Source organism: Arthrobacter sp. M71 S08, assembly GCF_059089725.1.
This window is the reverse complement of sequence record NZ_JBNHEY010000001.1, coordinates 806,632-828,313: the sequence shown is the minus strand read 5'-3', so window position 1 is coordinate 828,313 and position 21,682 is coordinate 806,632. Positions and strand designations below refer to the sequence as shown.

The window sequence follows — 21,682 nt, the reverse complement described above, 5'->3', positions numbered from 1 at the left end:
ACCACACCGAAGTGCAACGACCAGCAAATCAACCAATCAAAAAACAATCGGTATCAACAAACATGGCACACTATTGAGTTCTCAAACAACAGAAGCAATTCACGTAATCTATAAATTTTTATTTACATTTTCGTGCTGCGGTGTTTCTAAATCTATTTCATTTGATTTGTTTCTGTCAAATCGGCTTATTTGCCCGATTCTACGTAAACAATTCAAATCCGCCCACCACAAATCGCCTGGCTTTGGGCTGTTGCGCTTAGCGCACACCCGAACCACTTGAAATTTAGGAGGGGGTTTGTCGCCACTCAGCGGCGGCGACTCAGAAAACATTACACGGCCTTCCGGCCTCGTGCAAGTCGTCCTCGGATTGGCCCCGGACGGGCCGAAACTAGCCGACCTCGACGGTTGCGAGCGTCCGCTTGCCGCGACGAAGCAGCAGGAACCGGCCGTGCAAAAGCTGCTGGGAACCGACGGTCGCGTCGGGATCGGAGACCTTCTCGTTGTTCACGTAGGCGCCGCCTTCGGCGACCGTGCGGCGGGCAGCTGAGTTGCTCGGAGCCAGCCCGCTAGCCACCAGGAGATCGATGATACCGAGGCCGCCGCCGTCGACCTTTGCTGTGGGAAGTTCCGCCGTGGCAGCGCGGAGGGTATTTTCATCCAGCTCTGTCAGGTCACCCTGCCCGAACAGCGCGGCGGAAGCCGCAATCACTTTCTCCGTGGCCTCCACACTGTGAACAAGGGAGGTCACATCAAAGGCCAGCGCACGCTGCGCCTCACGCAGGTGAGGCCGGTTCGTAACAGACTCCGCCAACTGCTCGATCTCGGCACGGCCGCGGAAGGTGAAAACCTTCAACCGGTCGATGACATCGGCATCGGAGGTATTCAGCCAGAACTGGTACATCGCGTACGGCGTGGTCATGGCCGGATCCAGCCATACGGCGTTGCCCTCGCTCTTGCCGAACTTGGTGCCGTCCGAGTTGGTGATCAGCGGCGTTCCGATTGCGTGGACGTTCTTGCCCTCGACCTTGCGGATGAGTTCCGTCCCACTGGTCAGGTTGCCCCACTGGTCGGAACCGCCGGTCTGCAGTACGCACTGGTGGTCACGGAACAGGTGGAGGTAATCCATCCCCTGCAGGACCTGGTAGCTGAACTCCGCGTAGCTGATGCCCTCCTCGGAGTTCAGGCGCTTGGCAACGGTTTCCTTCTTGATCATGGTGCCGACGCGGAAGTGCTTACCGACATCGCGCAGGAAATCGACGGCGCTCATGGGCGCCGTCCAGTCCAGGTTGTTGACCATTCGAGCGGCGTTGTCGCCCTCAAAGCTCAAAAACCGCTGCACCTGTCCCTCGAGGTACCCGACCCACTCGGCCACGGTCTCCTTGGTGTTCATGGTGCGCTCAGCTGACGGCCGCGGGTCCCCCACCAATCCTGTGGAGCCCCCCACCAGCCCGATCGGCCTGTGGCCGGCGAGCTGCAGCCGGCGCATGGTCAGCAGCTGGACCAGGTTGCCGAGGTGCAGGCTCGGCGCCGTGGGATCGAAACCGCAGTAGTACGTGATCGGATCACCCGCGAGCAGCTTCTGCAGTTCCGCCTCATCGGTGGAAACATGAATCAACCCACGCCACTTCAACTCCTGCCAGAGGTTCTCGAAGGAGTTGTCATTCTGCTGCTGGTTCACGGCCGGATGCGCCGCTTCGGTAGGTTGTTGCACTGCTTCAAAATATCAGCCCTCAATGCCCTCGGGAATTCCACCCGTCGAGATGAGGCGAAGGCGCTGCGTCGGGCGGGTCATGGCGACATACAGGTCCCCCACCCGAACAGCCTCCTGCTTCAGCATCTCGGCTGGTTCGAGAACCACCACACCGTCGAATTCCAGGCCCTTGGCCTCCCGGGGCGTGGTCACGACGATGTCCTGGCCCAGCCCGCCCGCACCCTGGCCGACCCGCTTGCCGTACACGCTTGTTACGGCGGTCCGGACCTTCTCAACGACACGCGCCGGCGCAATGACGGCAAGGAGACCGTCAGCTATGGCGTCCAGTTCCTCCGGCAACGCAGCGATGACTGCAGCTTCCAGCTCGGATACCCGGTCTATCACCGGGTCCCACCGTCCGTCCCGGACCGCCTTCGGAGCAGACACCACCAGCCCGGCCGCGTTGGCCATGCGCACTGCGGCCTCGGCGATCTGGGCAGGCGTCCGGTAATTCACTGTCAGTTCTTCGAGCTGCCAGCGATCCCCGACGAACGGCTCGAGAGCCTGCTGCCAGGAGTGGGAGCCTGCTATCGAACTGGTCTGGGCGATGTCACCCACGATCGTGAAGGACTTGAGGGGGCATTTCCGCATGAGCAGCCGCCACTGCATCGGCGAAAGCTCCTGCGCTTCATCGACCACCACGTGCCCATAGGCCCAGGTACGGTCGCCGGACGCGCGTTCGGCAGCCGTAAGCCGGGATTCAGAAACGGTGTTGTGCTCCGCAAGTGCCTCAGCACTGAGCATGCCGTCAACGCCGGCGTCTTCGAGCGTGCCACTGACGTTCTCAAGCGCCCGCTCAGCGTTGGCGAGGTCCCGGCGTCGTTCCTGTTCCTTCTCCGCCGCGTTGCGTCCGGCTGACGCGTCAAGCTCTCCCAGCAGCTCCGCAGCCTCATCGAGCAGCGGGACATCGGCCTCCGTCCAGGGCGTGTCTTCCGAGCGGTACAGCAACTGCCGCTCAGCATCGCTGAGGTGCGGTGCAGCCGCCTCGAGCTGCGCCGGCTTGGCGAAGAGATCGCGCAGGAGCTTCTCCGGCGTCATGGGCATCCAGGCGAGGTTGAGCGCTATCCGCACGTCCCGCGAGGTCCGGATATCTTCCGTGAGGTAGGAGCGATCGGCCGTGTTTCCGGGACCCGACGATTCTTCAAGCTGTTCAGTCAGCTGCTCGGTGAGCTCGCGCAGCATGATCTTCACGAAGGTGGCGCGTGCCTCGTTGTGCGGCTTCCCGGTGGCGCGGGCGCGATCCCGGGCACGGCGGACCTGACGGGGCGTGAGGATCAGGATGGTGCCCTCGACGTTGAGCTTTCGGTTTTCGGCCGGGATGCGCTGCCTGTTGGCGACCGCCTGCTTGACGACGCCCGCCATGTCCAGCCTGCCCTTGAGTTCTGCCACCTTCTCTGAAGATTCCGGAAGAGCGTGGATGCCCGGCATGAGATTGCCGATGCTGGACATCACTACTCCGGTTTCGCCCAGAGAGGGCAACACGCGCTCGATGTACTTCATGAACGCGCTCGTGGGCCCGACCAGCAGCACGCCGGCCGACTTCAACCGCTCCCGGTGGGTGTAGAGCAGGTAGGCAGCCCGGTGCAGCGCAACGGCGGTCTTTCCTGTGCCAGGACCACCCTGGACGACGACGACGCCGGGCAACGGCGCACGAATGATGCGGTCCTGCTCGGACTGGATGGTGCCCACGATGTCGGACATCTGGCCGGTGCGCCGGGAGTTCAGCGCTGCCAGCAGCGCACCCTCGCCCTGGAGCGAGTCCGCGTCGGTCAGCATGGATGCGTCGAGGACGTCGTCCTCGATGGCCACGACGTCCCGCTTGGAGAGGATCAGGTGGCGCCGACGGCGAACCCCCATCCGTTCGAAGGCAGTTGCCTGGTAGAACGTGCCGGCTTCAGGTGCCCGCCAGTCAACCATGAGCTGCTGCAGGTCCTCCGTGGAAAGCCCGATACGGCCGATGTAGCGTTCATCGCCGTTATCCAGGTCCAGGCGCCCGAAGACAAGCCGGTCATCGACGGCGTTCAACTGCGCGAGCCGGTCCTCGTACATGGTGGCGAACGCGTCCCGCTCGGACCGGTTCTGGTGGGAACCGGAGGATATGGTGCGGCGCACCTGATCCAGCTGGCGCTGTTTCTCGGCGCGCAGTTCATCAAGCCGCTGGTACAGACCGGCCACGTAGCCGCGCTCGTGTTCCAGTTCGTTCCGTGCTACTGACATTTCAGGCATTGCGCGTTCCCTCTCGCCAAGGCGGACCGTCAATTCTATCCCCCTGAGTGCGAATTTCCATGAGCGTCCGCCTAAGACACTGCTAAATGGTTACCAGCGCGTGAACGGGAGACGGCACAGCCAACCTGCCTCCCAACCCTTCCAGTTCCAATACGACGGCGGCTCCCACTACTTCCGCTCCGGCGCGTTCGAGCAGCCGGGCCGCTGCGGCGAGGGTTCCACCGGTGGCGAGGACGTCGTCGAGCAGCAGTACACGGGTGCCCGGGGCGAACTCGTCACGGTGAATTTCCACTGCCGCGTTCCCGTACTCGAGGGCGTAGCTTTCGCTCAGGACCTCACGCGGCAGCTTTCCCGGTTTGCGCACGGCAGTCACTCCCGTACCGGAGGCATAGGCCGCGGCGGCGGCAAGGATGAACCCCCGCGCCTCGACCCCCGCGACGCGGTCAAACCTGCCCTCGAACGGTTTGATCAGGGCAGGAATGATGGCGGCGAAGGCCGCCGGGTCCGCGAAAACGGGCGTGAGGTCGCGGAAGGTCACCCCGGGCACGGGGAAATCGGGCACGCTCGCGCAGTGCGAAAGGATGAGGTCCCTGGTGGTTTGTACTGTCATGGCGTTCCTGAACTTCCTGGTGCTTCGCGGGTGACTGCGCTGCGCACCGGGTCCGCGGCCAGCCGCGCGCCGCGCGGCTTGGCGGCCGGCCGGTACACCGACACGCTGGATTCACCCGCCAGCCAGTAGCGCCAGGGGTAGGCCCTGGACCCGCCGGGGCCGCTCACTCCCACACGCGGGCCGGTCTGCAGGCGCAACGGGTCAGCTGGATGGTCAGGCAGCAGGAGGTGGAGACGATCGGAGAACACGTCCGCGCCGTCCAGCGCCCGGTCGATGCCGAGAGCCTGCGCCAGACGTGCCGGACCGCGCGCGAGATCCCGGTCGAGACGGGGGTTGCTGCGACGGCGTCGGGCTGTGTCCAGCCCCCCGACGATTTCCCCTGCGCGCAGCAGCAGGCCGGTCGCGCTGCCCGGTGACCCGCAGACCACGTTGGCGCAGTAGTGCATTCCGTAGGTGAAGTACACGTACAGATGACCCGCCTCGCCGAACATGGTGGCGTTGCGCGCGGTTTGCCCGCGGAAGGCGTGCGATCCGGGATCCTCGGATCCCATGTACGCCTCTACTTCGGTGATGCGCACCGTGACCGGCTCTGCGCCGTCGTTGTGCGTGAGGTGCGCTCCCAGCAGAAGCGGCGCGACTTCGATAGCCGGATGCGCAAGCCGGGTGCGCTGTAGTGCTGGATCCACCGAAAGACCGTATCAAGGCGGCGGGACGCACCGTGCACGGTCATGTCCGATTTCCGCTAGCAGCGCATCCGGCAGCCTGCGAGGATGGACCCATGGACTTCTGGCAGCGCTACCGGGCGATCGAATCGCGGGACACCCGGTTTGACGGGCAGTTTGTCACCGCCGTCGCCACGACGAGGATCTACTGCCGCCCGTCCTGCCCCGCACGCACTCCCAAACCGGCCAATGTCACGTTCTATCCCACCTCCGCGGCGGCCCACGAGGCCGGTTACCGCGCGTGCAAGCGATGTCTGCCCGAAGCGGTGCCCGGTACCCCCGCGTGGAACCTGCGCTCGGACACCGCCGCGCGGGCCATGCGGCTGATCTCCGACGGCGAGATTGACCGCAGCGGCGTTCCCGGGCTGGCGCGCCGGCTGGGCTACTCCGCCCGGCAACTTGGGCGCATACTCCACCACGAACTCGGCGCCGGCCCGCTGGCGCTGGCACGCGCCTCCCGTGCACAAACGGTGCGGACACTGCTCACTGCCACCGATATGCCGCTCTCCGACGTCGCATTCGCCTCCGGGTTCAACAGCATCCGGCAGTTCAACGAGACGGTCCAGGAGGTCTACGACCTCACCCCCTCGCAGTTGCGGCTTCGGAGCCGTACCCTGTCGCACGCTTCGACAGCCGCCGGGTCGCCTGCGTGCCCGACCATGACGTCGCTGAGTCTGACGCTGCCCGCACGAACCCCTTACGACGACGGCATCTTCTCCTTCCTGGACGCCCGCGCCATTGAAGGGATTGAGCAGGCAGATCCAGCCAGCTACGCCCGCGTTCTCCGCCTGCCCGGCGGGGAGGGCTGGTTCAGGGCCGAACAGGGACGCGGAGGACTCGCCGTCTCCGTGACGGTCGAGCACCTGAAGGACCTGCCCGTGATGCTGTCGCGCATTCGCCGGCTGTTCGATCTCGACGCTGACCCGACAGCCATTGACGACGTACTCTCAGCGGAGCCCTCCCTGCGGGCGCGGGTGCGCCGGTCTCCGGGCATCCGGCTGCCCGGTGCGGTGGACCCGCACGAGATCCTCATCCGCGCGATGGTCGGCCAGCAGATCACCGTCGCCGCTGCCACCGGCGTACTGAATAGACTGAGCGCGCTGGGCGAACCGTCGAAGCTGGGTCGTCTAGGCCATAGTCGGTTGTTCCCCACGGCCGCGGCTCTTGCGGAGGGAGCGGGCCCGTTCCTGAAGGGGCCGGCACGGCGTCAGGCCAGCCTGCTGGAAGCCGCAGCCGCTCTTGCGGACGGAAGCCTGTCGATCGGTGTCGAAGACACTCCCGGAGAGCTGGCGGAAAAACTGTTGCCGCTACCGGGGGTTGGGCCGTGGACTGTCCGCTACGCCGCGATGCGGATTCTGGGGGCTACCGACATCCACCTCAATAACGACGCAGCGGTCCGGACGGGCTACGCACGGCTCCTCGGCCGGCCCGCCGACGCCGGGGCCGCGGCCGCGTGGTTCGAACAGTTCAGTCCCTGGCGCTCCTACGCCACCATGCATCTTTGGCGCATCGCCTCTGAAAAGCCGCAACAGTCCCGTGAAGCGACCGGCACCACGAGAAAGGCTCTGGCATCATGACCATTCAGACCACGACAGTCTCCACCCCGGACGGACCGTTCACGGTCGTGGAGCGCAATGGCGCGGTCCTCGCGTCCGGCTGGACAGCGGAACTCTCAGAGTTGACCGGCCAGATTCACCCGAAGCTCAGGGCGGAACCAGTCCGCTTGATTTCGAGCCTCGCCTTCATCACGGATGCCGTCTCTGCCTATTACGACGGCGATCTCGCCGCCATCGAAACGGTCCCCGTGCATCAGTTATCGGGGCCGTTCCGCAGCCACGCCTGGGAGGTGCTGCGAACGGTGGCTCCCGGCAAACCGGTGACTTACTCGGAATATGCGCGGCTGGCCGGGCGGCCCGCCGCGATCCGAGCCGCCGCCGGAGCCTGCGCGTTCAACGCCGCAGCACTTTTTGTCCCGTGCCACCGCGTCATCCGGACGGACGGCACCCTCGGCGGTTTCCGCTGGGGTGTCGCGGTCAAGACCAGCCTGCTGGCCCGGGAGAAAGCTGCCGGTCAGCCCGCAGAATCGGTGAGCATCGCCCGGTAGAACTCCTCAAGGGCGTGCAGCTTGCGCATGCTCGTGTGTGGACGGTCTCCATCCACTGACACCGCCACGGCGTCCAGATGAGCGTGCCACTGTGCCAGCAAGGCCGGAGCCTCGGACTGGTCATCCACGACGTGGCGGACAGCCACCCTGGTAGTGCCGCCGTCGGCGGTGAAGTCCACTTCCGCCTGCTCGACCCTTGGCTGCTGTTCGGGATCCGCTGTAAGCGCGTCCTTGACGAGGGGCAGGGTGGAATTGAGGCGACGGTCGAAATGGACCATGGTGACGCCGTCGTACGTTTCGATCCAGCCCATCGTGTTGGACACGTCGAACTCGGCGGCGTAGGCGTCCCGAAGGGCCGCCCAGTCCCCTTCCGGTGCTGGTTCCCGGCCTGCCGCGACGTCCTCAAGCGCGGCGAGGATCTGCTGCCAGCCGGCGGCGCCCTCGGTCAGGAAGTCTGCTGTCTCCGACCGGGCGCGCAGCTGCAGGAGCGTGCCGCCATTGCTTTCCAGAACGCGCCACTCAAGGATCGATTCGAGGCCCAGGGCATCATCCCAGGTGATCTGGAGGCTGGTGGGCGGGTTGAGTTGGAGCACGGTACCGGTGCTTGCTCCCCCACCCATATCGAGGGAGTATTCCTTTCCCAGTTCCCAGCCGCCGCTGAGTTCGCCGAGCCATAGCCGTGCCTTGTCCGGGTCGGTCAAGAGGTTCCAGATGTATGACCGGGGGTAATCGAACTGCCGGTCGAAGGCGAGCACGTAGCCGTCGCTCAGCCGTTCTATGCGGCCAAGAGGCACCACCGACTGAGCCGGTGATCGATCAACTTCGGACGTCATGGCCTGTGCCTGTGCCTTCCAGCTTCGGTTCTGCCTTCGGTATCCTGCGCTCGGGTGTTTACCAACTTAGCGCAGTGCCGGACTGCTGATAAGGCCTTCCATACCGGATCGAAGATCTTTCGGCAGCGGGTACCGGGGCTGCCTCGTGCGGGGCGGCCGTCAGGCGCGTGGCGGAACCGCCGCCGGCCAGGGCAGAAGCTCGGGCAGGTCGACGCCGTCCGCTGCTGCAGTTGCGTTCAGGCCCCCGAGGGGCTTCCGGCCGGCAAGCCAGGCGGCGATGTCCTGCAGCAAGCCGGTGACGACGACGGTGCGCGCGGGCGTTCCTGATCCGTCGGTCAGGGTGCGCGGCTGTTCGCCCAGGGCCTGGAGCTTGAGGGCCATCCCATCCGGGACGCGGGCAGCGAGGAATCCGAGCAGGTAATGGCAGAAGGTATTGTCCCAGTCCAGCGATGTGCGCCCAAGATCCAGGTCGGACGCGTGAATGACCAGTTCCCGCCACATGGCCAGCGCGCCGTCGCGGACTGTGCCGTTCCGGTAGGCGATGCCTGCGTCCCACTCGCTGCCCTGCACTCCCGCGAAGGTAGCCACAGCTGCAGTCACGGCGTCGGTGAGGCTTTGCAGCTGCTCGTCGGCGGGGCGCTGGGCACGCCGTTCGATGTCCCGTACCCGGCCGTCGAAGCCGTCATCGTAGAACTCGATTGTTTCTCCGCGTGCGGCGTACTCAAGCTGCCGCGTCATTGCCCTGGCCACGCCCTCGACGTGCGCGACAACGAAAGCCCGGCTCCAGCCGGGAAGGACCGACGGCGCCGCGAGTGTTGCGTCGTCGAGCCCGGCTGCCGCAGCGAGCAACTCCCGGCCGGCGTCGGCCAACCGTCCGGGCAGCTGCTGCGTCAGGTCTTCGGGCAGGTTCTCGGGAGCTACGGGCTGCGATATATTCACGTACATCCTCCGGGTTGTGATCGGGCGGCTTGTCCCGAGGATACCCGCAGCCTCCCCTACCTTTCCTACCCCTGGGACGGAATCAGCACCGACCGTACGTCATCCACCTGCGCCGCGAGGGCTTCCAGCTGCCGGCGCACCGCGGCCGGCGCGGTTCCGCCCTGTGAGTCGCGGCTGTTCAGTGAGCCTTCGACGGTGAGCACTTCACGGACACCGGGAGTGAGGTGCGGGGAGATTCCGGCGTAATCCTCGTCGGTCAGATCCCAGAGCTCGATACCGCGGCTCTCGGCGAGCTTTACCGCAGCACCGGAGAGCTCGTGCGCCTCACGGAACGGCACGCCCTGGCGAACCAGCCACTCCGCCACATCCGTGGCCAGGGCAAACCCGAGCGGCGCGAGGCTAGCCATGCGTTCCGTGTTGAAGGTCAGCGTCGCGATCATGCCCGAGACGGCCGGGAGGAGGACCTCAAGGGTGTCAACGGCGTCGAACACCGGTTCCTTGTCCTCCTGCAGGTCCCGGTTGTACGCAAGCGGCAGTCCCTTGAGCGTTGCCAGCAGACCGGTCAGGTTTCCGATGAGCCGGCCCGCCTTGCCTCGCGCCAGTTCGGCGACGTCGGGATTCTTTTTCTGGGGCATGATCGACGATCCGGTGGAGAAAGAGTCATCCAGCGTGACGAAGGAGAATTCCTTGGTCGCCCAGATGATGACCTCTTCGCTGACGCGTGAGAGGTCTACACCGATCATCGAGGTTACCCAGGCGAATTCCGCGTAGACGTCTCGTGCTGCGGTTCCGTCAATCGAGTTATGCGTCGCAGAATCAAAGCCGAGCTCGGCAGCGACCGCTTCAGGATCAAGGCCCAGGGACGATCCAGCCAGCGCACCCGAACCGTAGGGCGACACAGCCGCCCGGCGGTCCCAGTCCTGAAGCCGCTGCACGTCGCGGAGCAGCGCCCAGGCGTGGGCAAGCAGGTGATGGCTCAGCAGCACCGGTTGCGCGTGCTGCAGGTGCGTCCGGCCGGGCATCGGGACCTCGAGGTGCTCCTCCGCCTGCCCCACCAGCGCGTCGATGGTGGCGAGGACGCCGGCGCCGATGATCCGTGCGTGCTCGCGCAGGTACATCCGCCCGAGCGTGGCCACCTGATCATTCCGTGAGCGGCCGGCCCGGAGCTTCCCGCCGAGCGCGGGTCCCGCCCGCTCGATCAGGCCGCGCTCGAGTGAACCGTGCACGTCCTCATCGGACTCCGCGGGAACGTACGCGCCCATGCGGACATCGTCGTCGAGCGCGTCCAGGGCGGACAGCATGCCGGTCAGCTCGCCGTCGTCAAGCAGGCCGGCACGGTGCAGGACACGGGCATGCGCCCGTGACCCGGAGATGTCGTGACGGGCAAGGCGCCAGTCAAAGTGCGTGGACTTGCTCAGCGCTGCGAGGGCATCCGCGGGGCCGCCTGAAAAGCGGCCGCCCCACAGCGAGCCTTCGTTGGTGCCGTGAGCGTTCGTGCCCTGTACGTCCGTACCGTGTGCCTCCGTCACTGCTTATTTACCTGCGCGCTGGTCGCGGCCCGAGGCCACCTTGGAGGACAGGCCGAAGATTTCAATGAACCCGCGGGCCATGGACTGGTCGAACGTGTCGCCCGTGTCATAGGTGGCCAGGTTGAAGTCGTAGAGCCCGACGTCGGACCGGCGCCCGGTCACGGTGGCCCGCCCGCCGTGCAGTTCCATCCGGACGTCGCCGGAAACGTAGCGCTGGGTGTCGTCGATGAAGGTTTCGAGCGAACGCTTCAGCGGCGAGAACCACTGGCCGTCATACACCAGCTCGGTCCAGCGCTGGTCTACCGTCTTCTTGAACCGTGCCTGCTCACGCTCAACGGTGACGTTCTCCAGCTCGCGGTGAGCGGTGATGAGCGCCATCGCACCCGGTGCCTCATAGATTTCGCGGCTCTTGATGCCCACGAGGCGGTCCTCGACGATGTCGATCCGGCCCACGCCCTGGGCGCCCGCGCGGCGGTTCAGTTCCTCGATGGCCTGCAGCGGTGTGACGGCGTGGCCGTCGATCGCTACCGGGATGCCTTCCTTGAAGGTGATGACCACTTCATCCGCCGCGGGTGAGAACTCGGGGGAATCGGTGTAATCGTAGACATCCTTGGTGGGACCGTTCCAGATGTCCTCGAGGAAGCCGGTTTCGACGGCGCGTCCCCAGACGTTCTGGTCGATCGAGAACGGGTTCTTCTTGGTGGTTTCGATGGGCAGGCCCTTCTCCTCAGCGAAGGCGATGGCCTTGTCACGGGTCAGAGCGAGGTCGCGGACGGGAGCGATGCATTTCAGGTCCGGACCGAGGGTCTGGATTCCGACCTCGAAGCGGACCTGGTCGTTGCCCTTGCCGGTGCAGCCGTGCGAAACGGTTGACGCGCCGAATTCGCGGGCGGCGGCGACGAGGTGCTTGACGATGACCGGCCGGGAGATGGCCGAGACGAGGGGGTACGCGTCCATGTAAAGTGCGTTGGCCCGCAGGGTGGGCATGCAGTATTCGTTTGCGAACTCATCGCGTGCGTCAGCGACGTAGGCTTCGACGGCGCCGCAGCCCAGCGCGCGCTGGCGGATGGTCTCGAGCGATTCGCCGCCCTGTCCGACGTCGACGGCTACAGCCACCACTTCAGCTCCGGTTGCTTCGGCGATCCAGCCGATGGCCACCGACGTATCCAGTCCGCCTGAGTAGGCAAGGACAATGCGTTCAGTCACTTCAATAGCTCCTCTTGTTCAATGAATATTTCGGTGGAATGTTCGGTGGTTCGTCAGATATGTTGCGTCTAGGACGCGGCTTCGTGCGCAAACTGTAGAAACCGGGCGGCGACGTCCGCACCGCCGGCGGGGTCGCGTGTGACCAGCAGGATGGTGTCGTCTCCGGCGATCGTACCGAGTACAGACGGCATGACCGAATGGTCGATGGCCAGAGCCAGGAAGTTTGCGGCCCCCGGCGGGGTTCGCAGGACCACCAGGTTCCCGGAGGCTTCCGCCGTGACAAGGAGCTCACCGCACAGCCGGGACAATCTGCTGTCGAGGATCTCCTGGGTCACGCCGCTCTGGGGAGCACGGCCGCCGCCTTCGCCCGGTACGGCGTAGACGAGCGCGCCGTCCTTGCCGCGGACGCGCACGGCGCCGAGCTCCACGAGGTCCCGGGACAGCGTGGCCTGGGTGACCTGGAGGCCGCCGTCAGCGAGCAGGTCCGCCAGTTCGGACTGGGACCGGACCGACTGCGCGGTCAGCAGGGCGGTGATCCGGGCCTGGCGGGCCGTTTTCGTTGTTGGCTGACCAGTGGGCTGCCCCGTCGGTTGCCCATGGGGGTGACCGGCGGAGGGCTGGGAGGTCACGAGCGCTCCATAAGCCACACCATGAGCGCCTTCTGCGCGTGCAGGCGGTTCTCCGCCTCATCCCAGACGAGGGACTGCGGTCCGTCGATGACCCCGGCGGAAATCTCATACCCGCGGTAAGCGGGCAGACAGTGGAGTACGACGGCGTCGGCCGCGGCCTGCGCGAGCAGCGCCTCATCCACTGCGTACGGACGAAACAGTTCGAACCGAGCGGCTTTGGCGTGGTCGTCGATTTCCTGGCCCATGGATACCCAGGTGTCAGTGGCGACGATGTCGGCGCCGGCCGCTGCTTCTGCCGCATCGGTGGTGATGAGGACTGAACCGCCGGTTTCCGCGGCGCGTTCCATCGCGGCCTCGACAATGCGCTGCTCAGGAAGATAGCCCTCCGGACCGGCGATGCGCACGTGCATGCCGGCGGTCACGCCGGCGAGCAGGTACGAGTTCGCCATGTTGTTAGCGGCATCTCCGAAGTAGGACAGGGTGAGGCCCGCCAGCTGTCCCCTGTGCTCGCGGATGGTGAGCAGATCGGCGAGCAGCTGGCATGGATGGTAGTCATCGGAGAGCGCGTTGATCACGGGTACGGATGAGGCCGCAGCCATCTCCTCAAGCCCTGCCTGTGCATACGTGCGCCAGACGATGGTGGAGACCATCCGATCAAGAACCCTGGCCGTATCCGTTATTGATTCCTTGTGGCCAAGCTGCGATTCACCGGCGCCGATGATGAGCGGCACGCCGCCGAGGTCCGCGATCCCGGTGGCGAAGGACACGCGGGTACGTGTGGATGTCTTGTCGAAGATCACCGCGACGGTCTTGCGTCCGGCGCCTTCACCTGCATACGTGGAGTTTGAGTACGGCGCCTTCTTCAGCTCGAGTGCGAGATCGAGGACCTCGTTCTGTTCGGCCTGGCTGAGGTCGGTGTCGACAAGGAAGTGGCGGGTCATGCGGGAGTCTCCGTACTCTGTTCTGCAGTGTCTTGTGCGCCGTCTTGTGCGCCGGCGGCGCGCGCGGTGTCGAGGATTCCCGGCAGCGCATCGAGGAAGCTCCGGGCTTCTGCGCGGGTCAGGATCAGCGGCGGGGCGAGCCGCAGCGTGTGCGGTGTGGGCGCGTTGATGATGAACCCGCGGGTGAGTGCTTCCGTCACAGCTGCGGCCGCGTAGTCGCCGTCGAGGTCGAAACCGATCAGCAGGCCCTCACCGCGAACCTCCGTCACCCCGTGCACACCGGCGAGGTTGCTGCGGAGGAAACTTCCGACGTCGTCGGCGTTCTGCAGCACGGCACCTCCCTCCAGCGCATGCACGGTGGCAAGCGCAGCGGCCGTAGCGACCGGATTTCCGCCGAAGGTGGTTCCATGCTGGCCCGGTGTCAGCAGCGCCGAAACCTCAGGTCCGAAAGTCACGAGCGCACCGATCGGGAAACCGCCGCCCAGGCCCTTGGCCAGGGTCATGGCATCGGGCGTGATTCCGCTGGCCTGGTGGGCGAACCAACGCCCGGTGCGGCCCACTCCGGTCTGCACCTCGTCCAGGATCAGCAGCGCGCCGGCCTTCCTGGTCAACTCGCGGGCCTTCTGCAGGTAGCTGATGCTCAACGGACGCACGCCGGCCTCGCCCTGAATCGGCTCAAGGACGACGGCGGCAACGGACTCATCGATTGCTGCCTCCAGCGCCTGCAGGTCATCAAACGGCAGGTGCTCGACGCCGCCGGGAAGCGGTTCGAACGGCTCGCGGTACGCCTGCTTGGCCGTCAGCGCGAGGGCGCCCATGGTCCGGCCGTGGAATGCGCCCTCGAGCGCAAGGATACGGGTCCGGTGTTTTCCATCCTGGGGTGATGTGCTGTTGCGGCGAGCCAGCTTGAACGCCGCCTCGACGGCCTCCGTACCGGAGTTCGCGAAGAACACCTTGGACCCCGCCTGAGCGCCGGACAGGGACAGCAGCTTCTCAGCGAGCGCGACCTGCGTGGGGCTCGTGAAGAAATTCGAGACGTGACCCAGGGTCGCCAGTTGTGAGGAGATCACCGAGGTGACGAAGGGGTGGGCGTGGCCCAGAGCGTTCACGGCGATCCCGCCGAGCAGGTCGAGGTACTGCTTGCCGTCGGCATCCCAGACCAGGCAGCCGGCCCCGCGGACCAGCACCCGCTGTGGGGTGCCGAAGACCCCGAGAACGGCGTTCGAATAACGCTGCAGCCACTCATTGCCCTTCGCCGGGTCGACGAGAGCTGACGCGGCTGCGCTTTCGATCGAGGATTCGCTGGTGCTCACGCGATCACGTCCTCGTCCGGCACTACCTCGGTGCCTATCCCGGCTGCGGTGAAGATTTCGAGCAGCATCGAGTGCGCCAACCGTCCGTCGACGATGTGTGCGCGCTCCACTCCCCCGTCGACTGCCTTGAGGCATGCGGCCATCTTGGGGATCATTCCCGATTCGAGGCTGGGCAGAAGGTCCCTCAGTTGAGCCGCGGTGAGCGAGGAGATGAGGCTCGTGCGGTCGGGCCATTTGGAATACAAGCCTTCAACGTCGGTCAGGATGACAAGCTTCGATGCAGCGAGGGCTTCCGCGAGCGCTGCTGCGGCGGTATCGGCGTTGACGTTGAGGACCTGCCCCGTTCCGCTGCCCGTGCCGTCGATCTCGGGGGCGACGGTCGAGATCACCGGGATGCGGCCGGCTTCAAGGATGTCGAGGATTGCTGCCGGGTTCACTCCGACCACTTCCCCGACGAGGCCGAGGTCGACTTCCTCGCCGTCGACCACGGTGCCCGTCCGGATGGCCCGGAGGAGGCCGCCGTCCTCACCGGAGAGTCCAACGGCGTATGGACCGTGCGAGTTGATCAGGCCGACCAGTTCCCTGCCTACCTGCCCCGTGAGCACCATGCGCACCACATCCATGGCTTCCGGTGTGGTGACACGCAGTCCGCCCTTGAACTCGGAGGTGATGCCGAGCCGGTCCAGCATGCCGTTGATCTGTGGTCCGCCGCCATGTACCACTACGGGGTGGATCCCTGCATGGTGAAGGAAGACGATGTCTTCTGCGAAGGCGCGGCGCAGTTCATCGTTGACCATGGCGTTACCGCCGTACTTGATGACCATGGTGGTGCCGGCGAACCGCTGGATCCAGGGCAGAGCCTCGATCAGGGTTGCCGCCTTGTCCTGTGCAGCGTTCAGAGTGTTCATGTGATCCTTCGACTCAGCGTCCTCGGCGTTGGCGTTCCCGGCGTTGACTTTTCCGGCGTCAGCTCGAGTAGGCAGAGTTCTCGTGTACGTATTCGTGCGTGAGGTCGTTCGTCCAGATTGTTGCCGTCTCGGAGCCCGCGTTGAGGTTGATCTCGACGGTCACGAGGCGTGGGCTGAGGTCGACCAGTTCCCGGGGTGCGCCGATTCCGCCGTCTCGGCAGATCTGAATGCCGTTCATGGCTACATCGAGGCGGTCGGGTTCGAAGGCCGCATCAGTGGTTCCAACCGCTGCCAGTACCCTGCCCCAGTTCGGATCCTTACCGAAAATGGCCGCCTTGAACAGGTTGGAGCGGGCCACGGAGCGGCCGACGGCCTCGGCATCTTCCTCGGTGGCCGCGTTGATGGTCCGGATCGCGATGGTGTGGCTTGCGCCTTCGGCGTCCTCGATGAGCTGGTGGGCAAGCGAGAAGCAGACCTCCGTGAGGGCTTCGGCGAACTGCGCGGGATCCGGGCGCACCCCGCTTGCGCCGGAGGCGAGCAGCACCACCGTGTCGTTGGTGGACATGCAGCCATCCGAATCGGCGCGGTCGAAGGTGACGCGGGTCGCGGCGCGCAGCGCCGTGTCGAGGACGGCCGAGTCCAGCACGGCGTCAGTGGTGAGGACCACCAGCATGGTTGCCAGGCCCGGTGCCAGCATGCCCGCTCCCTTTGCCATACCGCCGATGGAGTAGCCCTCGCTCGGATCATCCGGTGTGGCCGGGTAGGTAGCTGTCTTGGACACCGAGTCGGTGGTCATGATCGCCTCAGCTGCGGCGCGGCCGCCACCCTCGGACAGGTGGCCCACTGCCTCACTGATCCCGGGCAGAAGCTTGTCCATGGGCAGTTGTTCGCCGATGAGGCCCGTGGAACAAACGAAGACATCGGTGGCAGAGACGCCGAGCGCCTCCGCGGTGAATTCAGCGGTTCGGTGGGTGTTCTGGAAACCCTCCGGGCCGGTGCAGGCATTCGCTCCACCCGAGTTGAGGACGACGGCGTCCACGCGCCCGTCGGAAACCACCTGGCGTGACCAGTGAATCGGCGCGGCTGCCACCCGGTTGGAGGTGAAGACTGCTGCGGCGTGGTGGTGCGGGCCGTCATTGACGACGACGGCGACATCACGTGCGCCGGTCGACTTCAGTCCTGCTGCGACGCCTGCGGCGCGGAATCCCTGCGGTTCGGTAACACTCACGGAGCAACTCCTGATCCGGTCAGGCCCGTGGTCTCGGGTAGACCGAGGGCGATATTCATGGACTGCACAGCGCCGCCGGCGGTGCCCTTGGTGAGGTTGTCGATGGCGCAGCTGATGATCACCCGGCCAGCGTGCTCGTCAAAGGCCAGCTGGAGCTGCGCAACGTTGGACCCGAGGACCGACTTGGTGGCGGGCCACTGACCCATAGGCAGCAGCGTGACGAAAGGTTCGTCGTCGTATGCGGCTTCCCATGCCTCCCGCAGCTGCGCTGCGGTTGTGCCGGGGACAACGCGCGCCGTCGCCGTCGTCAGGATGCCGCGGGACATCGGAGCGAGGGTTGGCGTGAAGGAAACGGTGACGGGGGTGCCGGCGGCCCAGCCCAGCCCCTGCTCGACCTCCGGGGTGTGCCGGTGGCTGCCGCCGACTCCGTACGGGCTCATCCCACCCATCATCTCGGAGCCGAGCAGGTGCGGCTTCATCGCCTTGCCTGCGCCGGAGGCACCGGACGCGGACACAATGACGACGTCGTCAGGCTGCAGCAGTCCCGCGGTGAACCCGGGAGTGAGCGCGAGGAGGGCGCTGGTCGGGTAGCACCCCGGGACGGCGATACGGCGGGCCCCCCGCAGTTCGTCGCGGGCGCCCGGAAGCTCCGGAAGTCCGTAGGGCCAGGTGCCGGCATGCGGGGAACCGTAGAAGCGGTGCCAGGCGTCGGCGTCTTCAAGCCGGTGGTCCGCACCGGCGTCGATGACGAGGACCTCCGGAGGCAGCTGGGCCGCAACCTCGGCACTGGCGCCGTGCGGCAGCGCCAGGAAAACGACGTCGTGGCCACTGAGGTTTTCGGTGTTCGTTTCCTCGATAATGCGGTCCGTGAGCGAGTGCAGGTGAGGCTGGACCTCACCGAGTCGGCTCCCCGCGCTGCTGTGTGCCGTTATCGCACCGATCGTCACATCCGGATGAGTGGAAAGCAGGCGCAGGACCTCTCCCCCGGCGTAGCCGCTTGCTCCGGATACCGCTACCGAAATACTCATGCGCACCATCGTACAGTAAGTATTCACTACAACACATAGTTATGCACTCGTCTTTCCGCGTCGGGAAACACTGCAGGAATGACCAGGTGTGGTGTCCTGTTGGCTGCAGGTAAGAGCACATCGATGAGAGGAAACACCTACCATGCCTACTGCTATCGCTGCCGAGCGCCCCGGTGACCCGGGAGTCCTGAAGCCCGTTCATGTCGAGCAGCCGACGCCGACAGGTTCCCAACTGCTGGTGAAGGTGGCGGCCGTTGGGGTGAACTTCATCGAGACCTACCAGCGCGCCGGTATCTACGCGGTTGACTATCCCTTCGTTCCGGGCGGGGAAGCCGCCGGTGAAGTCATTGAAGCAGGGCCGGAAGCACAGGGCTTCGCGGTGGGTGACCGCGTTGCGTTTGCGGAAGGCTCCCGTTCCTACGCCGAATACACCCTGGTGGACGCAGAGAAGGCACTGCCGGTACCCGGTGGTGTCGATCTGGAGACGGCCGCGGCGCTTCCCCTCCAGGGTATGACGGCCCATTACCTGGTCAATTCCACCTATCCCGTCGAGGCGGGCGAAACCGTGCTGACGCATGCCGGAGCGGGCGGAACGGGACTCCTGCTGACCCAGATGCTCAAAGCCAAGGGGGCCAGGGTCATCACCACCGTCTCCACTGACGAGAAGGAAACGCTCGCGCGTGAGGCAGGAGCCGACGTCGTACTTCGCTACGAAGGGTTCCCGGAGCGGGTGCGCGAGCTGACCGACGGTGTCGGCGTGGACGTCGTCTATGACGGAGTGGGCAAGGCAACCTTCGACGGCTCGCTGGAATCCCTGCGGGTGCGCGGCATGCTGGTGCTGTTCGGGGCGGCGTCCGGTCCAGTCCCGGACTTCAACCTGCAGCGGCTGAACAGCTCCGGCTCGCTCTACGTAACCAGGCCAAGCCTGGCGTTCTACCTGCGGTCCGCCGAGGAGCGGCGCTGGCGTTCAGGCGATGTGTTCGGCGCGGTGGCTGACGGATCGCTCACTGTGCGGATCGGCAGCCGCTACCCGCTCACCGAGGCGGCCCAGGCACACGAGGACCTGCAGGCGCGCAGGACGACCGGCAAGATCCTCCTCGTCCCGTAGATGTTGAAAGAGCAGGACACGCCACTTTGGGGATCCATTCGGGGCGTGTCCTGCCAACTCAACGCCGGGGTTAACGCTGGACGGCTCCGTGGCGCTCGGCCGCCAGGTGGACCGCCTGATCGCGGGCAGCGCTGGCCTCGTCGGCCGTCAGGGTGCGGTCGGTGGCACGGAAGCGCAGCCCGAACGCGAGGGACTTCTTGCCCTCCCCGATCCCCTGCCCGGAGTAGACGTCGAACAGGTGCACCTCCTCAAGAAGCTCACCCGCCCCTTCGCGCAGCGTGGCGAGAACGGCATCCGCCGGCAGCCCGGCGTCGACCACGAGCGCGACGTCCTGCGTTGTGGCCGGGAACGTCGACAGGGGCCGTGCGACGATCACATCAGGGGCGGCGTCGAACAGCAGATCCGCATTGATCTCCAACGCTACGGTGCGCGGCGGGAGGTCCTGGGCGGCAAGAAGCTTCGGGTGCAGTTCGCCCGCGTACCCGAGCACCTCACCGCTGCGCAGGCTGACGCGTGCCGTGCGGCCGGGGTGGAACGCCTGGTGCTCACCCTGCTCGACCACGAGTTCGACGCCGACGACGTCCGCCATCAGCCGGACAGTGTCCAGCGCGTCCGCCCAGTCCCACGGCCGGGGTGTGTGGCCGGCCGCAGCCGGTGAATCCTTGCCCAGGAACACCGCAGCGACAGTCAGGGGCTGCAGGGGCAGCCCGTCGTAGAGCGCGTCGAGCGTCTGCTCGTCCGGCAGTGCACCGAGCGGCGGGATCGTCGAAGTGCCGAGGGCTTCCTGCGGAAGGAACACCAGCCCGGCCTCGAAGAGTGCAAGGTCGCGGAACCCGCGGGAGGAGTTACGCTTCGCGACTTCGATCAGGCCCGGGAGGATCGAACGCCGCAGGTAGCCGTATTCGGCGCTGAGCGGATTGGCGAGCTTCACGGCGGCACCGGTTCCCTCAGCAGCACCGAACGTGTCGTTGGATTCCTGCGAGACGAAGGGGTAGGACAGTACCTCGGTGAGTCCGGACCCTGCGAGCGCAGCCATAACCCGCCGCCGCTGCTGTTGTGAGCGGGTGAGGCCGCGGCCCGGAGGGGCCACCGGCAGGCGCGAGGGGATCTGGTCGTAGCCGACCAGCCGCGCGATCTCCTCGGCGAGGTCGTCCTTGATGGTCAGGTCGTGGCGCCAGCTCGGGGCACTGACGCGCCAGCCGCCGTCGTACTCGCTCACATCCGCGCCCAGATCGGTAAGCGCGCCGACCACCTGTTCCGGTGCGAAATCGATGCCGATCCGCTCGGATGCGTAGCCGGTGGGCAGGTCAATCAGGACGGGCTTCGGTGCGGTGCCGACGTCGGTGATCGAGGTGTCCGCGGTACCGCCCGCCAGCTTGACGAGCAGGTCAACGACCCGCTGCGCCGCGACATCGGCAACATGCCAGTCGACGCCGCGCTCAAAGCGCTTGGACGCCTCTGAGGGCAGCTTGTGGCGACGGCGGGCGCGTGCGATCGACACCTCGTCGAAGTGCGCAGACTCGACGAGGATGTCGGTCGTGGTGTCTGAAACCTCGGTGTCCGCGCCGCCCATGACGCCGGCAATACCGATCGCGCCGGACCCGTCGGTGATCAGCAGGTCCTCGGTGTACAGCTCGCGCTTGCGGTCATCGAGGGTGACGAGCGTTTCGCCGGGATTGGCCCGGCGCACCACGATGTCTCCGGACAGCTTCGCGACGTCATAGCAGTGCGTGGGCTGGCCGAGCTCAAGCATCACGTAGTTGGAGATATCGACCGGTAGGGAGATGGAGCGGATTCCGGCCAGGCGCAACCGGGCGACCATCCACTGCGGGGTGGGCCGGGTGGCGTCCACGCCGCGCACGACGCGCGCCACGAAACGGTCGCAGCCGGCGTTCCCATAAATCGGTGCCTGGTCTTCGAGCCGCACCGGGTAGCCTGCGCCGTCCGCGGAATCGACGACGACGGCGGCCGCCGGGTCGGTGAAAGCGGAACCTGTGGCGTGGGCGTACTCCCGCGCGATCCCGCGGATCGAGAAGCAGTAGCTGCGGTCCGGGGTCACGTTGATCTCGGCGGCCTGGTCATACAGTCCGAGCAGCTCCATGGCATCGGACCCGATCTCCGGGTCCAGACCGATGGTGGAGAGCACCAGGATGCCGTCGTGGTCATCGCCGATGCCCAGTTCGCGGACCGAGGCGATCATCCCGGCGGAAACGTGACCGTAGGTCTTCCTCGCGGCAATGCGGAAGTCACCGGGAAGCACGGCGCCGGGAAGGGTAACCACTACCTTGTCGCCCTCGACGAAGTTATGCGCGCCGCACACGATTCCCTGGACGCCGGAGGGGTCGATGCCGTCCGCTGTCAGGGTCTGCTCGGTACCCTCTGGAACCACCCGGACCTGGCACCAGTTGATGGTCTTGCCGTTGCTCTGGGGCTCTTTGACGACCGAGAGCACCTGACCCACGACGATCGGTCCTGAGAGCGTGTCGGTGGGACGGTGGACGGCCTCTTCCTCAAGGCCAACCTTCACGAGTTCGGCCATGACGTCTTCGGCGGTGGCCTCCGCCGGAACCTGTGCGTACTCACGCAGCCAGGACAGTGGAATTCGCAC

At 65.9% G+C, this 21,682-nt stretch carries 19 protein-coding genes; 4 read left to right on the top strand and 15 right to left on the bottom strand.

The genetic code is table 11. The features are described from left to right. The coding region (locus AC5RTB_RS03870; protein ID WP_494059737.1) for a hypothetical protein at positions 1 to 280 on the top strand (280 nt) is incomplete at its 5' end. 108 nt (positions 281 to 388) lie between these two features. Here the strand turns inward: AC5RTB_RS03870 and tyrS are convergent. From tyrS to AC5RTB_RS03850, 4 genes are all read right to left on the bottom strand, one after another. Next, positions 389 to 1,711 (bottom strand): tyrosine--tRNA ligase, encoded by a 1,323-nt coding sequence (gene tyrS / locus AC5RTB_RS03865; RefSeq protein ID WP_494059736.1) that lies wholly within the window; start codon positions 1,709 to 1,711, stop codon positions 389 to 391. A 12-nt stretch (positions 1,712 to 1,723) separates the two neighbouring features. Continuing rightward, a complete protein-coding gene (locus AC5RTB_RS03860; RefSeq protein ID WP_494059735.1) occupies positions 1,724 to 3,976 on the bottom strand; it encodes a HelD family protein in 2,253 nt (750 codons plus the stop codon). 82 nt (positions 3,977 to 4,058) lie between these two features. Then, entirely contained in the window at positions 4,059 to 4,586 is a 528-nt protein-coding gene (locus tag AC5RTB_RS03855; protein WP_494059734.1) for an adenine phosphoribosyltransferase, read from the bottom strand. Beyond that, on the bottom strand, positions 4,583 to 5,272 hold the full coding sequence (locus tag AC5RTB_RS03850; RefSeq protein ID WP_494059733.1) for a DNA-3-methyladenine glycosylase: 690 nt from the start codon (positions 5,270 to 5,272) through the stop codon (positions 4,583 to 4,585). Before AC5RTB_RS03850 ends, AC5RTB_RS03855 begins: the two co-directional genes overlap by 4 nt. A 92-nt stretch (positions 5,273 to 5,364) precedes the next feature. Here AC5RTB_RS03850 and AC5RTB_RS03845 point away from each other — a divergent pair, with 92 nt between their 5' ends. Both AC5RTB_RS03845 and AC5RTB_RS03840 read left to right on the top strand, forming a co-directional pair. After that, positions 5,365 to 6,885, top strand: coding sequence for an AlkA N-terminal domain-containing protein (locus tag AC5RTB_RS03845; RefSeq protein ID WP_494059732.1), 1,521 nt, complete (start codon positions 5,365 to 5,367; stop codon positions 6,883 to 6,885). Beyond that, entirely contained in the window at positions 6,882 to 7,412 is a 531-nt protein-coding gene (locus AC5RTB_RS03840; protein ID WP_494059731.1) for a methylated-DNA--[protein]-cysteine S-methyltransferase, read from the top strand. The genes AC5RTB_RS03845 and AC5RTB_RS03840 overlap by 4 nt, the downstream gene beginning before the upstream one ends. Here the strand turns inward: AC5RTB_RS03840 and AC5RTB_RS03835 are convergent. The 10 genes from AC5RTB_RS03835 to argC all read right to left on the bottom strand — a co-directional run bounded on the left by AC5RTB_RS03835 (position 7,379) and on the right by argC (position 17,966). After that, a complete protein-coding gene (locus tag AC5RTB_RS03835) occupies positions 7,379 to 8,245 on the bottom strand; it encodes an SRPBCC domain-containing protein (protein WP_494059730.1) in 867 nt (288 codons plus the stop codon). The genes AC5RTB_RS03840 and AC5RTB_RS03835 overlap by 34 nt on opposite strands. Before the next feature lie 159 nt (positions 8,246 to 8,404). Continuing rightward, positions 8,405 to 9,184, bottom strand: coding sequence for a maleylpyruvate isomerase family mycothiol-dependent enzyme (locus AC5RTB_RS03830; RefSeq protein WP_494059729.1), 780 nt, complete (start codon positions 9,182 to 9,184; stop codon positions 8,405 to 8,407). 65 nt (positions 9,185 to 9,249) lie between these two features. Beyond that, complete coding sequence (argH, locus tag AC5RTB_RS03825; RefSeq protein ID WP_494059728.1) at positions 9,250 to 10,713, bottom strand: argininosuccinate lyase; 1,464 nt, start codon at positions 10,711 to 10,713, stop codon at positions 9,250 to 9,252. Positions 10,714 to 10,716: 3 nt separating this feature from the next. Continuing rightward, positions 10,717 to 11,919, bottom strand: coding sequence for an argininosuccinate synthase (locus AC5RTB_RS03820; RefSeq protein ID WP_490890914.1), 1,203 nt, complete (start codon positions 11,917 to 11,919; stop codon positions 10,717 to 10,719). Between the two features lie 68 nt (positions 11,920 to 11,987). Then, the gene (locus AC5RTB_RS03815) at positions 11,988 to 12,548 is read right to left on the bottom strand and encodes an arginine repressor (protein ID WP_494059727.1); all 561 of its coding nucleotides are present in this window, start codon (positions 12,546 to 12,548) and stop codon (positions 11,988 to 11,990) included. Beyond that, a complete protein-coding gene (argF, locus tag AC5RTB_RS03810; protein ID WP_494059726.1) occupies positions 12,545 to 13,489 on the bottom strand; it encodes an ornithine carbamoyltransferase in 945 nt (314 codons plus the stop codon). Before argF ends, AC5RTB_RS03815 begins: the two co-directional genes overlap by 4 nt. After that, positions 13,486 to 14,781 carry an acetylornithine transaminase gene (locus tag AC5RTB_RS03805; protein ID WP_494059770.1) on the bottom strand — a complete coding sequence of 432 codons (1,296 nt, stop codon included), beginning with the start codon at positions 14,779 to 14,781 and terminating at the stop codon, positions 13,486 to 13,488. The genes argF and AC5RTB_RS03805 overlap by 4 nt, the downstream gene beginning before the upstream one ends. A 17-nt stretch (positions 14,782 to 14,798) precedes the next feature. Then, positions 14,799 to 15,710, bottom strand: coding sequence for an acetylglutamate kinase (gene argB / locus AC5RTB_RS03800; RefSeq protein WP_494059725.1), 912 nt, complete (start codon positions 15,708 to 15,710; stop codon positions 14,799 to 14,801). A 58-nt stretch (positions 15,711 to 15,768) separates the two neighbouring features. Continuing rightward, the gene (argJ, locus tag AC5RTB_RS03795; protein WP_494059724.1) at positions 15,769 to 16,938 is read right to left on the bottom strand and encodes a bifunctional glutamate N-acetyltransferase/amino-acid acetyltransferase ArgJ; all 1,170 of its coding nucleotides are present in this window, start codon (positions 16,936 to 16,938) and stop codon (positions 15,769 to 15,771) included. Continuing rightward, complete coding sequence (argC, locus tag AC5RTB_RS03790) at positions 16,935 to 17,966, bottom strand: N-acetyl-gamma-glutamyl-phosphate reductase (protein WP_494059723.1); 1,032 nt, start codon at positions 17,964 to 17,966, stop codon at positions 16,935 to 16,937. The genes argJ and argC overlap by 4 nt, the downstream gene beginning before the upstream one ends. A 142-nt stretch (positions 17,967 to 18,108) precedes the next feature. On the opposite strand from argC, the gene AC5RTB_RS03785 reads away from it, so the two are divergent. After that, complete coding sequence (locus AC5RTB_RS03785) at positions 18,109 to 19,074, top strand: quinone oxidoreductase family protein (RefSeq protein ID WP_494059722.1); 966 nt, start codon at positions 18,109 to 18,111, stop codon at positions 19,072 to 19,074. Between the two features lie 70 nt (positions 19,075 to 19,144). On the opposite strand, the gene pheT is transcribed toward AC5RTB_RS03785, so the two are convergent. Next, positions 19,145 to 21,682: a phenylalanine--tRNA ligase subunit beta gene (gene pheT, locus AC5RTB_RS03780; protein WP_494059721.1), complete on the bottom strand. Its 2,538-nt coding sequence runs from the start codon at positions 21,680 to 21,682 to the stop codon at positions 19,145 to 19,147.